The 13,044-nt window shown below is 68.4% G+C and carries 7 protein-coding genes; 2 read left to right on the top strand and 5 right to left on the bottom strand.

From position 1 onward, the window contains the following. Positions 1 to 255: 255 nt before the first annotated feature. The gene (locus EV678_RS10600) at positions 256 to 1,176 is read right to left on the bottom strand and encodes a LysR family transcriptional regulator (RefSeq protein WP_130459508.1); all 921 of its coding nucleotides are present in this window, start codon (positions 1,174 to 1,176) and stop codon (positions 256 to 258) included. Between the two features lie 113 nt (positions 1,177 to 1,289). Between EV678_RS10600 and EV678_RS10595 the strand changes: the two genes are divergently transcribed. Further along, positions 1,290 to 2,504 carry an MFS transporter gene (locus EV678_RS10595; protein ID WP_014236112.1) on the top strand — a complete coding sequence of 405 codons (1,215 nt, stop codon included), beginning with the start codon at positions 1,290 to 1,292 and terminating at the stop codon, positions 2,502 to 2,504. Positions 2,505 to 2,567: 63 nt separating this feature from the next. Here EV678_RS10595 and EV678_RS10590 read toward each other — a convergent pair whose 3' ends face one another. Both EV678_RS10590 and EV678_RS10585 read right to left on the bottom strand, forming a co-directional pair. Further along, complete coding sequence (locus tag EV678_RS10590; protein WP_014236113.1) at positions 2,568 to 3,095, bottom strand: DUF2242 domain-containing protein; 528 nt, start codon at positions 3,093 to 3,095, stop codon at positions 2,568 to 2,570. 121 nt (positions 3,096 to 3,216) lie between these two features. Further along, complete coding sequence (locus EV678_RS10585) at positions 3,217 to 7,062, bottom strand: PAS domain S-box protein (protein WP_130459507.1); 3,846 nt, start codon at positions 7,060 to 7,062, stop codon at positions 3,217 to 3,219. A 141-nt stretch (positions 7,063 to 7,203) separates the two neighbouring features. Here EV678_RS10585 and EV678_RS10580 point away from each other — a divergent pair, with 141 nt between their 5' ends. Further along, positions 7,204 to 8,307, top strand: coding sequence for an ABC transporter substrate-binding protein (locus tag EV678_RS10580; protein WP_130459506.1), 1,104 nt, complete (start codon positions 7,204 to 7,206; stop codon positions 8,305 to 8,307). A 6-nt stretch (positions 8,308 to 8,313) separates the two neighbouring features. On the opposite strand, the gene EV678_RS10575 is transcribed toward EV678_RS10580, so the two are convergent. Both EV678_RS10575 and EV678_RS10570 read right to left on the bottom strand, forming a co-directional pair. Beyond that, positions 8,314 to 11,694 (bottom strand): bifunctional diguanylate cyclase/phosphodiesterase, encoded by a 3,381-nt coding sequence (locus tag EV678_RS10575; protein ID WP_130459505.1) that lies wholly within the window; start codon positions 11,692 to 11,694, stop codon positions 8,314 to 8,316. A 135-nt stretch (positions 11,695 to 11,829) separates the two neighbouring features. After that, positions 11,830 to 12,999, bottom strand: coding sequence for an ABC transporter substrate-binding protein (locus EV678_RS10570; protein WP_165397501.1), 1,170 nt, complete (start codon positions 12,997 to 12,999; stop codon positions 11,830 to 11,832). Positions 13,000 to 13,044 lie beyond the last annotated feature (45 nt).

The following is a 13,044-nucleotide window of genomic DNA, read 5'->3' as shown; positions in this document are numbered from 1 at the left end:
CCATAGCTGTTTTAGGGCTGTCGCCACGCGTCTGGTCACGTTTTGGTCGTAGTGGAATCCAAGTCAGTCAAATAAGGTAGTAAATTGGGCTGATGCGGCTTGAACCGCTACTCCTTTGGTGAAATATAGAATTTATTCTTTTCATCTTGTTAGCGCTGGTCTTGGACAGCTTGATGAGCTTAGACCCACGTGCTCGATTCCCATCGCCCGCTCCATCGGATACTCAAAAGGCCAGTCCTCCGCGACTGGCCTTCTTCATTTCCGCTCCTGCCGCCACGGCGGCACCGGCGTCAGGGCCGCTTCCAGTTCGGCCAGGAAGACCTTGACCTTGGGCAGGCGGATGCGGCTGGGGGTGTAGCAGGCGTAGAGGTGGCGGCCGAAGCGGACCTGGGGTTCGTGGTCGGGCAGCACCCGGATCAGGCGGCCGTCGGCCAGGGCCGGGGCGCACAGGAAGTCGGGCAGGATGCCGATGCCCTGGCCGGCGAGGATGGCGTCTTCCAGGCATTCCAGATTGTTGTAGCGCAGGGGGCTGTGGATGGGCACCCGGATCTCGGCTCCTTCCCGGTCGGTCAGGCGCCAGTGGCCGTCGTCGGTGAACAGGTAGCTGAAGCAGCGGTGCAGGGGCAGGTCCTGGGGCGTCTGGGGCGCGCCGTGGGCGGCCAGGTAGGCGGGGGCGGCGCAGAGGTGGCGTTCCAGTTGCAGCAGGGGGCGGGCCACGGCGTCTTCGGGCGGGGCCTTGGTCAGGCGGAGGGCCAGGTCGATGCGGTCGGCCACCAGGTCCACCAGCTGGTCGGTGAGTACCAGCTCACATTCCAGGCCCGGGTATTTCTCGACCATGGACGGCAGCAGGGGGGCGATGTAGCGGCGGCCGAAGGCCAGGGTGGCGCTGATGCGCAGCACGCCCTGGGGCGTTTCGCCCAGGTGGCGCAGGGCCAGTTCGGCGCTGTCCACCGCTTCCAGGGCGCGGCGGGCGTGCTGGAGGAATACTTCGCCGGCGGGGGTCAGGCTGAGGCGGCGGGTGGCTCGCTCGAACAGGCGCTGGCCGAGGGATCGTTCCAGGTCGCCGATCTGCTTGCTGACCTGGGCCCGGGTGCAGTCCAGCTGCCGGGCGGCGGCGGCCATGCTGCCGCTTTCGACGACCTTGAGGAAACTGTGCCAACTGGGAAGCCAGGCCATGGTGTCAATGATCCGTTGACGTTGATGCGGGGATTATGGGCTGTTTCGTCGCCGATTTGCTGACTAGAGTGGAATCCGATTGATTTGGTCCGTACGGGCCGGGAAGGATTGCCATGTTTCGTACCCTGAGCCGGCCGGAAGTGCTGGTGACCACCCTGGCGGCGGCCGGCATTCTCATGGTGACCATGGGTGCCCGGCAGTCCCTCGGCCTCTTCGTCGCGCCCCTCAATACCCACACCGGCCTGGGCATCGCCAGCATCAGCCTGGCCATGGCCGTGGGCCAGTTCACCTGGGGCGCCATCCAGCCCGTGGCGGGGGCCGTGGCCGACCGCTACGGCGCCCGGGCGGTGCTCATCGGCGGCCTGCTGGTGCTCGCAGTCGGCAGCGCCCTGACGCCCTTCATGGATTCGGGCCTGGGCCTGATCTTTTCCATCGGCCTGCTGTCGGCCATGGGCGCCGGCGCCGGCAGCTTTTCCGTGCTCATCGGCGCCGCCGCCCAGCGCCTGCCGGTGGAGGCCCGGGGTGCAGCCTCCGGGGTCATCAACGCCGGCGGCTCCTTCGGCCAGTTCGTCTTCGCCCCCATCCTGCAGCGCCTGATCCAGAGCATCGGCTGGATGGGTGCCCTGTGGGCCATGGCCATTGCCACCCTGGCGGCCCTGCCCCTGGTGGGCCGTCTGGCGGGGGCTCCGCCGGCCCATGCCCCGACAGCGGCCACTGGCGGCGGTCTTGGCCAGGCGGTGAAGGAGGCCATGGGCGACCGCAGCTACCTGCTGCTGCATGCCGGCTTTTTCACCTGCGGCTTCCACATCGCCTTCCTCGTAACCCACCTGCCCGGCGAGGTGAACCTGTGCGGACTGCCGCCCTCGGTGGCCAGCTGGTCCCTGGCCATCATCGGCCTGGCCAACATCTTCGGCAGTCTCTATGCCGGCTCCTGTGTGGCCCGCTACCGCAGCAAGTACATCCTGGCGGCCATGTACGCCTCCCGCGCCCTGCTCATCATCTGGTACCTGATGATGCCGCGCACGGAATGGACCTACTACCTGTTCGCCGCCGGCCTCGGCTTCACCTGGCTGGCCACGGTGCCGCCGACGGCGGCCATCGTCGGCAAGCTTTTCGGCGTGCGCTACCTGGGCACCCTGTTCGGCCTGACCCTGCTCTCGCACCAGATCGGCGGCTTTCTCGGCGCCTACCTGGGGGGCCTGACCCTGACCCGCTTCGGCGACTACGGCTGGATGTGGTACGCCGACATCGCCCTGGCGGCGGCCGCCGCCCTGGTGAACCTGCCGATCCGGGAAAAGCCGGTGCAGCCCGTGGCCCAGCCGGCCTGAGGCGCCGCCGCAAAGCAAAAAGGCCAGCCCGGGAGGCTGGCCTTTGTTTTTGGCGCGGTGCGTTCAGTTGTTGTTGCTGCCGCCGTCCAGGCTGTCGATGAGGGCGAAGAGGCGCTTGTAGAAGTCCGGGTCGGCGATGGTTTCCTCGCCCACCTTGACCAGGGAATCCTTGTCCGCCACCCAGGGCAGGGAGATGGAGCCGATGCCGGTGACGCTGAGGCCGGCGCTGCTGCTGCCGGCCTTGAGGGCGAAGCGGGTCTGGCGGGCGTTGGCGTAGATGACGGTGCCGACGTTGCTGGGCAGGCATACCAGGCTGATGGAAAGGCGCATGCCGTAATCGGCCTCGGGCTGGAACAGCTTCTCGCCGCGGATGCTTTCGGGCTTGGTCTCTTCCACCTGGTAGCCCTGGCTGAGCAGGGCCCGGCGCCCCAGTTCGCAGGCGTTGGCGGGAACCCGGGTGCTCCAGTATTCGAAGGGGGAATTGCTGTCGAAGGACTCGTGCTTGTAGGCCGGCGTGGGGCGGGAGGCGCAGCCCGCCAGCAGCAATCCGCTCAGGGTGAGTAAGACAAGGGGGCGGAAAGAAAAACGCATGGGGTTCTGGTGCCGGGAAAGACGGTTGCTGAAACGGTTGCCGAAGGCAGAATCTTAGATCATCCGGGCCGTTTCGGGGCGTTGCGACAACTTCCTTTACATGTTTTGGCGCCGGGGCCGCCTAGCCGGCGCCGGCCGGCTGGACCGCCTCCCGGGTGGCCGCCTCGAGCAGGCTCAGGGCCCGGTCGAAATCGAAGTACTCGATGGCCTGGTCGATCTGGGGGCCCCAGGCGCCGAGCAGGGGCAGCAGCAGGTGTGCGGACTGCTGCCAGAGCAGGCTGGCCTGCATGTCGTCGCCGGCCAGCAGCGTGTGCAGCCGGTTGAGCAGCTGGGCCTGCTCCCCGTTGGCGCCGTTGCCGGGCGTCGGCTCCGCCGCCGGGGTGCGGGCCGGCAGCCAGCGCAGCAGGGCCTGGTAGAGCACCTCGGGGACCACCGGCTTGGCCACGAAGTCGTTCATGCCGGCTTCCAGGCAACGCGCCCGGTCTTCGGCGAAGGCGCCGGCAGTCATGGCCAGGATGGGCAGGTCGGCGCAGCCGGGCAGCTCCCGGATGGCCCGGGTGGCCTGCAGGCCGTCCAGGTGGGGCATGTTCACATCCATCAGCACCAGGTCGAAGCCGCCGGACTGGGCCAGGCTCACCGCCTGGTGCCCGTCCTCGGCCACGCTGACGGCCAGGCCGGCATCGTGCAGCAGGTCCTGGGCCACCTCCTGGTTGAGGGCGTTGTCTTCCGCCAGGAGGATGCGGCAGCCGCCGTGGCGGGCGCGCAGGCGGGCCGGCAGTTCCTGCTCTGCAGTTGCGGCGGTGGTGCCGGCCGCGGTGTCTGCCACCTCCAGGCGCAGGCTGATCCAGAAGACGCTGCCCTGGCCCGGCTTGCTGTCCACCCCGATGTCGCCGCCCATGAGCCGGATGAGGCGCTTGCTGATGGCCAGGCCCAGGCCCGTGCCGCCGTACTTGCGGGTGGTGGAGTTGTCGGCCTGCTCGAAGGCCTGGAACAGGGCGGCCTGCTGCTCCGGGGCGATGCCGATGCCCTGGTCCGCCACCTCCAGGCGCAGCTCCACCTGGCTCTGGCTGCGGCTGAGCAGGCGGGCGCCCAGGGTGATGTGACCCTGGTCGGAGAACTTCACCGCATTGCTGAGGAAGTTCACCAGGATCTGCTGCAGGCGCATGGCGTCGCCCCGCAGGACGGGGGGCAGGGCCGGGTCGAGGTGCCGCTCCAGGCGCAGGCCCTTGGCTTCCAGCTGGGGCCGCAGCAGGTTTTCCGCATTGTCGAAGAGGCGCGCCAGGGGGAAGTCCTGCAGGTCCAGATGCAGCTTCTCGGCCTCGATCTTGGACAGGTCCAGGATGTCGTTGATGATGTTGAGCAGATGGGTGGCGGCACCGTGGATCTTGTCCACCCGCTCCCGGGCCCGGGCGTCGCCCACCTCCCGCCCCAGCAGGTGGGAGAGGCCGAGGATGGCGTTCATGGGGGTGCGGATCTCGTGGCTCATGTTGGCCAGGAAGGCGCTCTTGGCCCGGCTGGCACTCTCCGCTTCGTCCCGGGCTTCGGCCAGCTCCATGGTGCGGGCGTGCACCAGCTCCTCCAGGTGGTGGCGGTGCTGTTCCAGTTCCTGTTCCAGGCGCAGGCGGAAGGTGATGTCCCGGTGCAGACACAGCACATAGGCCTGGCCTTCCCACTCGACACGGCTGGCGCTCACTTCCACGTTGAAGGTGCGGCCGTCCTTGTGGCGGTGCACGGTCTGGAAGAACTCGCCGCCCTTGCTCAGGGCCCGCAGCATGGCGGTGATCTGTTCCCGGGGAATCGCGGCGTCCCAGTCCCACACGTGGAGCCGTTCCATTTCCTCCGGCGTGTAGCCGAGCATGGCCGCCATGGCCGGATTGGCTTCGGCCACGGCGCCGTCCTCGGTGAGCAGCACCAGGCCGTCCCGGCTGTGCTCGAACAGGGCCCGGCGCATGGAAACTTCGCTGGCCATGGCCCGGGCCTGCTCCTTGCGCTCGGTGATGTCGCGCCAGACGGAGGCGCAGCCGAGGCGCCCGTCCATTTCCACCCGCCGGTTGCTGACCCAGAAGTCCCGCACCTGGCCGTCCTTGCGCCGCAGGCGGGTTTCCGTGCTGTGCTGGCCGTCCCGGATGACGGCGGCCAGGGCCTGGCGGACCTGCTGCGGGTCCATCTCCGCCTCCAGGTCGGCGATGGAGAGGCCGGCCAGTTCTTCCCGGGTGTAGCCCAGGCTGGCGCAGGTCATGTCGTTGAATTCGATGAAGCGGCCGCTCTCGGCGTCGATCAGGCAGATGCTCTCCGGCGCCTGGGCGGCGATGGCGCTGAAGATGTCCTCTCGCTCGCGCAGGGCGCTGCGGGTCTGCAGGCGGCCGATGGCGTCGCCGAGGCGCTGGGCGATGCTTTCCTGCAGGGTCCGCTCCTCCGGCAGCAGGGCCGTGTCGTGCTCGCCGTCGGGCTGGCACAGCACCGTCAGGGTGCCCTGGTCGCCCCCCGGGGTGCGGAAGGTGACCCGGTGGCCGCCGGTTGCGGCCGGGTGGCCCGGGGTGGCGTAACGGACACCGCCGAACTCGATGCAGGCGAAGGTCTGCCGGGGCCAGCGCCAGCCCGGCGGAATGAGGCCCACCACCCGTTCCAGGATTTCCCCCAGGCCCAGGGCCGGGTCTTCCGTGACCCGGGATATTTCGTAGAGGCAGGCCAGTTCCTGCATGCGTTTGCGCAGCACCCATTCGGTATGGGCCCGGGCCTTCTCCTTGGCATCCAGGGCATCGAGCAGGGCGTCGAAATGGCCGGCCAGCTGGCCGATCTCGTCCTCTTCCTCCATGCGCCCGACCCGGGCCAGGGTGCGGCCCTGGCCGAAGTCGGTCATGGCGTCGCGGATGCGCTGCAGGCGGTCGGTGAGGCGGCGGGATTTCTTCAGGAAGGCATAGGTGAGCAGCAGCATGCTCAGGCCCAGCACCAGCGAAATGCCGCCCAGGAGCAGGTGCTTCTCGTTCTGGTAGTAGGTTTCCGGAAAGCCGGAGTAGATCATGCCGATGCGCCGCCCCTCGCCGTCGAGCAGGGCCTGGTAGCCGGCGATCTGCCAGCTGTCCACCACCCGGGCCCGCCGCACCCAGGTGCCGCCTTCTTCCAGCACCGCCTGATTGACCTCGGCACTGGCCCGGGTGCCCAGGGCCCGCTGGCCGTTGGCCAGCTGCACGTTGGTGGCGACGCGGATGTCGTCGAGGAACAGGGTGGCGGTGCCGCTGTCGCCGCCCGGCAGGGTGCCCACCGGGAAAACCACCTCCCGGATGTTGTCGATCAGGGCCAGGTTGTTGTTGAGCAGGATGCCGCCGAAGAGGATGGCATCTCCGTAATCGCCGCTGAGGGGCAGGTGGGCGGCGGCGTTGATGAGCAGGCCCCGGGTCTCCGCCTCGCCCTTCGGCGCCCCCGCCACCTCGACCCGGGCCCGGGCGGGAAAACGGGAGCCGAGGCGGGCCAGCTGTTCCGCATCGAAGCGCTCGTAGGCCGATACCGGCAGTCCGGTCAGCACCTGGCGCACGACAAAGGAGCGGGGCAGGCGGGTGCCGGGCACGGCGTCGGTGCTGGCGGCGATGATCTGGCCGTCCTCGGTGGCGACGATGAGATAGTCCAGGCCCGCCGATTCCGCCCACACGTCGAGCACCTTGCCCAGGGTCGGGTCGTTGCCGCGGTGGGCCTTGAGCAACTGGGGCAGGCGCTCGGAGAGGGCCTGCTGCAGCACCTGCTGGCCGGAGCGGTTGCGGATCTGCTCCAGATAGTTGCGGGTGCTGATCAGATGGGCGTGGGCATTGGCCTCCAGCAGCTCGTCGAAACGCTGGCCGCCCACCACCAGCACGGCCATGATCACCGGCAGGGTGACGAGCATGGGCACCAGGCCCAGTACCACCAGGCGGATGTGCAGGGAGCGGCGCCAGGCCCGCTGCCAGCGGGAAAGGAAGTGTGGGTGCAAGGCCATGATGGGCACCGGGGCGACGGCCGGGCGGCCGCCGGGGTTAGGTGAATGATCTGCCGTCTATTATCTTAGTATTATCAGAATCTTTCGGCGACCATGCGTGGAATTAGTGCATGGTCCCAACCACCAAAGCGGAGCTTTCCCATGCGCAAGCCCCTGGCTGCCCTGATCCTCCTCGGTACCCTGCTGCTGGCCGCTTGCGGCGAACCGGAGCCGGTGCGCATCGGCTTTCTCGGTGGTCTTTCCGACCGCAACACGGATGTGGGGGATGCCGGGCGCAACGGCGTCATCCTGGCGGTCGAGCAGTGGAACCGGGAAGGCGGCATCCAGGGCCGCCCCATCGAGCTGATTGCCCGGGACGATGCCCAGAAGGCCGAGACCGCTGCCCGGGCGGCGGCGGAGCTGGGCCAGGCGCGGGTGGAGGCGGTGATCGGCCCCTTCACCTCGGCCATGGCGGCGGCGGCCGTGCCGGTGCTGGCCCGCAGCGACACCCTGCTGATCAGTCCGACCCTCAGCGCCATGGCCTTTTACGCCAAGGACGACAACCTGGTGCGCATCAACCGCAGCACCCGGGACAATGCCGGCGACTACGCTCGCATGCTTTACCAGCGGGGCCAGCGCCGCGTCGCCGTGGCCTACGACACCCGCAACCGGGTCTTTTCCGAATCCTGGCTGGAGGAGTTCCGCCGCGCCTTCACTAGCAGCGGCGGCGCCATCGTTGCCGAAGCGGCCTACGACTCCCAGCCCGACACGGATTTCGCCCAGGTGGTGCGGCGCCTGCTCAGGAACGACCCGGACGGCCTGCTCTACATCGCCGGCGCCATCGATGTGGCCCGCCTGGCCCAGCAGTCGCGCCGGCAGGCGCCCCGGCTGCCCATTGCCGCCTCGGAATGGGCGGCGTCGGAGCAGCTGACCGAACTGGGGGGCTCCCTGGTGGAAGGGCTGCTGATCCTGCAGAACTACAACCGCTATGACGAATCCCCCCGCTACGTGGCCTTCCGCGACGCCTTTGCCCAGCGCTTCCAGCGCCTGCCGGGCTACAGTGCGGTGGCGGCCTACGATGCGGCGACGGTGCTGTTCACCGCCCTCAGCCGGCGCCAGCGGGGTGACAGCGTCAAGGCGGCGGTGCTCAAGTACGGCCCCTACCAGGGCCTGCAGCAGCAGATCAGTTTCGACGCCTTCGGCGATACCACGCGGCAGGCCTTTTTCACCGAGATCCAGCAGGGGCGCTTCGTCCTGGTGCGCTGATCCCCTTCAGGCGCGGCGTTGCTGCATCCAGGCGGTGAAGTCCGCCGCCGGCATGGGCCGGCCGAACAGGTAGCCCTGACCCTGGTCGCAGCCGGCTCCGCGCAGGAATTCCAGCTGCTCCTGGGTCTCGATGCCTTCGGCGGTGATGTGGAATCCCAGGGAGTGGCCGAGGGCGATGATGGCGCGGGCGATGGCCACGTCGTTGGCGTTGTGGGGCAGGTCGGCGACGAAGGCCCGGTCGATCTTCAGATGGTTGATGGGCAGCACCTTGAGATAGGCCAGGGAGGAATAACCGGTGCCGAAGTCGTCCACCGCCGTGGTCACCCCCAGGGTCTGGATGTCGCACAGCACCTGCCGGGCATGGTTCGGGCTTTCCATGATCAGGCTTTCGGTCACTTCCACCTCCAGGGCCGTGGCCGGCAGACCGTGCTTTTCCAGGGCCTGGCGCAGGGTCGCCGCATAGTCGCTGCGCTCGATCTGCAGGGCCGCCACATTGACGGCGATGCGCCCGGCCAGCAGGCCCCGGTCCGCCCACTGGCGGGCCTGGCGGCAGACCTGGTCGAGCACCAGTTCGCCGATGGGCACGATCAGTCCGGTGCGTTCGGCCAGGGGGATGAACTCGGCCGGCGACACCAGACCCCGGGCCGGGTCGCGCCAGCGCAGCAGGGCCTCGGCGCCGCACAGGCGGCCGTCGGCCAGTTCCAGCTTGGGCTGGTACCAGACCTCGAATTCCCCTTCTTCCAGGGCCCGGCGCAGGGAGCGTTCCTGGGTCAGCCGTTCCTGGGCGCGGCGGGTCATGTCGGCCTGGTAGAAGCGGTAGCTGTTGCGGCCCCCTTCCTTGGCCCCGTACATGGCGGTGTCGGCATTGCGCACCAGGGCTTCCGGCGTGTCGCCGTCGAGGGGGGCGATGGCGATGCCGATGCTGGTGGTGACCAGGGCGGCGGTACCGTCCAGGTCGAAGGGTTCCTGCAGGGCCTGCAGCAGCTTCTTCACCACACTGATGGCGTCCGTGCCCTGGGCCAGGTTGTTGAGGATGATGGCGAACTCGTCGCCACCCAGGCGGGACACCGTGTCCTCCACCCGCACGCATTCCTTGAAGCGGTGGGCCGCCTGCTGCAGCAGCAGGTCGCCGGTGGGGTGGCCCAGGCTGTCGTTCACCGTCTTGAAGCCGTCCAGGTCCAGCAGCAGCACCGCCAGTTCCTGGCCGTAGCGCTGGGCCCGCTCCAGGGCGTGCTGCAGGCGGTCGTGGAAGAGGGTGCGGTTGGGCAGGCCGGTGAGGGGGTCGAAATGGGCCAGCCGCTCCAGTTCGTCCTGGGAATGCTTGATGGCGGAAATGTCGGAGAAGACGCCGACGTAATTGACCGGCTTGCCCTCCTGGTCGAGTACGGCATTGATGGTCAGCCACTCGGGGAAGAGGGCGCCGTTCTTGCGCCGGTTCCATATCTCGCCGCGCCAGATGCCGGTGCTGGCCAGGGTCTCCCACATCAGGCGGTAGAACTCCGGTTCCTGGCGGTCCGAACGCAGCAGGCTGGGCAGCTGGCCCAGGGCTTCGGCGGCGGTGTAGCCGGTGATGTCGGTGAATGCCTTGTTCACCGAGAGGATGATGCCCCGGGCGTCGGTGATCATGACCCCGTCGGCGGTGTTCTCCATGACCACCCCTGCCAGGCGCAGCTGTTCCGTGGTCTGCTTGATTTCCGTGATGTCGGTGGAAATGCCGAGGACGCCGCGCAGGCTGCCGTCCGGTGCCGGCAGCGGGCATTTGGTGGTGAGGTAGGTGCGCGCCACGCCGCCGTCCAGGGCCTGTTCCTCGAAGCGCATGGGCTTGCCCGCCTGCATCACCAGTTCGTCGTTGTGCCGGTGCTGCAAAGCCAGGGCGGGGGACATGAAGCTTTCCCGCAGCAGCCCTTCCATGGAGGCGCGGGGGCGGCCGACCACCTTTTCGAAGAGGCGGTTGCCCAGGCGCAGGCGGCCCTCCGTGTCGAACATGTAGATCAGGGAGGGGGCATGGTCCACGATGGCGCCGAGCAGGCTGCGCTGCCGCTCCAGTTCCGCCTCGGCCTGCTTGCGCTCGGAGATGTCGCGCACCACGGCATGGAGCACCGGCAACTCGTTGAGCTGCATGGCGCTGAGGGTCACTTCCGCCGGGAACAGGCTGCCGTCGCAGCGCTGGTGCGTCCACTCAAAGCGGTGCAGGCCCCGGGCCACGGCGATTTCCATCATGGCCTTGGCCTTCTCCGCCGAGGTCTGGCCGTCGGGCTGCCGGGCCGGCGACAGGTCGATGGGGGAAATGCCCCGGAACTGGGAAAAATCCTTGAAGCCGAACATTTCCAGGGCCGCCGCGTTGGCCTCGGAAAAGGCCCCCTGGCGGACGATCCAGGTGGGGTCGGGGGAATATTCGAAGAGGGTACGGAAGCGCCCCTCGCTCTGGGCCAGGGAGGCCTGGATTTCCTTGCGCTCGGCGATTTCTCGGGAGAGCACCCCGTTGCGCTCGCGAATGAGCCTGTTGCGCCGCATCAGCTGGGCGACGAAATAGAGCAGCAGCAGGGTGTTGGCCAGGGCCACCAGGAACAGGGGCGAGTGCAGCAGATTGGTGCTGGGCCAGCCCGCCTTGGGCAGGCCCGCCAGCTGCCAGGTGCCGCCGGGTACGCTGACGTTCATCAGCACTGGTTGCTGGGCGAATACCGCACTGTCGCCCCAGATCATGCCGCCGTCGGCGCCTTCTCCGTCTTTGCCGCGTAGGGCCAGGTTGAGGGGGCTTTCCCGGCCGATGCCGCCGACGCTGAGCAGGCGGTCCACGTCGGCCACTATGGAGGCCACGCCCCAGTAGCGGCTGCCGCCGGCCTTGTCGGTGATGAACACCGGCCGTCGGTGGATCAGGGCGCGGCCGCCCTGGACCAGTTCCACCGGGCCGGCCAGGAGGGGGCCGCCCAGTTCCCGGGCGCGGCGCACCGTGGCGAACTGTTCCGGCCGGGTGCTGTAGGCAAAGCCCAGGGTCCGCTCGTTGCCGGCCAGGGGATAGACCTGCCGGATGACGTCATCCGGTGCTAGGGCGATGTTGCGGATGTGGGGTACGGCGGCGATGGCCTGGGAGGCCATGCCGGCGAAGCGCTCGGGGGAGATGCTGCCGTCGTGGCGCAGCAGGTGCACGATGCCTTCGGTGATGCTGAAGGTGGCCATGATCTGGCCTTCCAGCCGGGCTCGCACGGCGGCCAGTTCGGCGGTGGCCTGGGTGCGGGCCTCGCTGGTGCGGCGGTCCACCTCCAGTTGGCCGAGGAGCAGGGCCAGGATGCTGCCCACCAGCAGCACTGCCGCCAGCAGGGCATAGCTGCCCGCTCCCAGCAGGCGAAAGGAGGCGCCGAACGCCGCGCCCGTCTTCACTTTCGCCATTGACTATCCCTTCCACCCTGGTTGATGCCCGACTGGGCCCGATGCTGGGTTTATAGCGCTGATTACACAGGCAATATATGACTTTCGTCACATATAAGCCCATTTACCCCGGCCCCCCGGGAATACCCCAGGTCTCTAGTGCAGGGGTACCCAGCGGCCGTTCTGTACCGTCATCATCAGCCGTGCCCGCTGGTCCATGCCGTTATGGTTGGCCGGCGTCATGTTGAAGACCCCCTGGGCGCCCACCACTTCCTTCGACTGTTCCAGGGCGTCGCGCAGGGCGGTGCGGAATTCCGCCGTGCCCGGATGGCCCTTCTTCAGGGCCAGGGGAATGGCCTTCTGCAACAGCAGGCCCGCATCGTAGGTATTGGCGCCGAAGGTGGACATGGTGCCGGCGCCGTAGCGGCCCTCGTAGGCCCGGATGTAGCCCTGGGCCACGGCCTTGATCGGGTTGCCGTCCTTGAGGCCGTCGGCCACCAGCAGGGGGCCGCCGGCCATCAGGGTGCCTTCCACGGCCTTGCCGCCCAGCTTGATGAAGTCGTTGGTGGCGACGCCGTGGGTCTGGTAGAGCCGGCCCTTGTAGCCCTTCTCCAGCAGGGTGGCCTGGGGCAGCACGGCGGGGCCGCCGGTGGCGGCGATGAAAATGGCGTCCGGTTTGGCGCTGATGAGCTTCAAGGCCTGGCCGATCACCGACTGGTCGGTGCGCACGAAGCGCTCGTTGGCCACCAGACGGATGCCCGCCTTCTCCGCCAGGGCGGCAAAGACCTTGTGCCAGTTCTCGCCGTAGGGGTCGTTGAAGCCGATGAAGCCCACGCTCCTGACACCGCTGGCCTGCATGTGGGCGATCACCGCCTCGGCGATGAGGTCGTCGTTCTGGGTGGTCTTGAACACCCACTTCTTCTTCTCGTCCATGGGCTGGACGATGGCCGAGGAACCCACGGTGGTGACCAGGGGCGTTTTCGCTTCGGCGACGAAATCGAGCATGGCCAGGGCGGCGGGGCTGGTGGTGGGGCCGATCAGGGCATCCACCTTGTGCTCGCCGATCAGCTTCTTCACCGCGGTGACCGCATTGGTGGGGTCGGAGGCGTCGTCGAGGACGATGTATTCCACCTTCTGCCCGCCGATTTCCGCCGGCAGCAGGGCCACGCTGTTCTTCTGGGGAATGCCCACCTGGGCGGTGACGCCGGTGGAGGAGGCGATGACGCCGATCCTCACCTGGGCCAGGGCCGGGCCGGCGATCAGGGAGAGGGCGGCCAGGAGGGCGGCCGGCAAGCGGCGGCAGGGGGCGGGGCGGCGGGCTTTCATGGCGGGCAGGTCCGGGAAAATGGGGTGGCAGGAGCGATTATAGCG

The organism is Azospira oryzae, assembly GCF_004217225.1.
GTDB classification, from domain to species: Bacteria; Pseudomonadota; Gammaproteobacteria; order Burkholderiales; family Rhodocyclaceae; genus Azospira; species Azospira oryzae.
Note: the sequence above shows the minus strand (reverse complement) of the source record. Positions and strands in the feature narration are given on the sequence as shown.

Coding starts and splice junctions, on each gene's coding strand:
- EV678_RS10600 (WP_130459508.1), bottom strand. CDS start 1,176: ATGGCCTGGCTTCCCAGTTGGCACAGTTTCCTCAAGGTCGTCGAAAGC.
- EV678_RS10595 (WP_014236112.1), top strand. CDS start 1,290: ATGTTTCGTACCCTGAGCCGGCCGGAAGTGCTGGTGACCACCCTGGCG.
- EV678_RS10590 (WP_014236113.1), bottom strand. CDS start 3,095: ATGCGTTTTTCTTTCCGCCCCCTTGTCTTACTCACCCTGAGCGGATTG.
- EV678_RS10585 (WP_130459507.1), bottom strand. CDS start 7,062: ATGGCCTTGCACCCACACTTCCTTTCCCGCTGGCAGCGGGCCTGGCGC.
- EV678_RS10580 (WP_130459506.1), top strand. CDS start 7,204: ATGCGCAAGCCCCTGGCTGCCCTGATCCTCCTCGGTACCCTGCTGCTG.
- EV678_RS10575 (WP_130459505.1), bottom strand. CDS start 11,694: ATGGCGAAAGTGAAGACGGGCGCGGCGTTCGGCGCCTCCTTTCGCCTG.
- EV678_RS10570 (WP_165397501.1), bottom strand. CDS start 12,999: ATGAAAGCCCGCCGCCCCGCCCCCTGCCGCCGCTTGCCGGCCGCCCTC.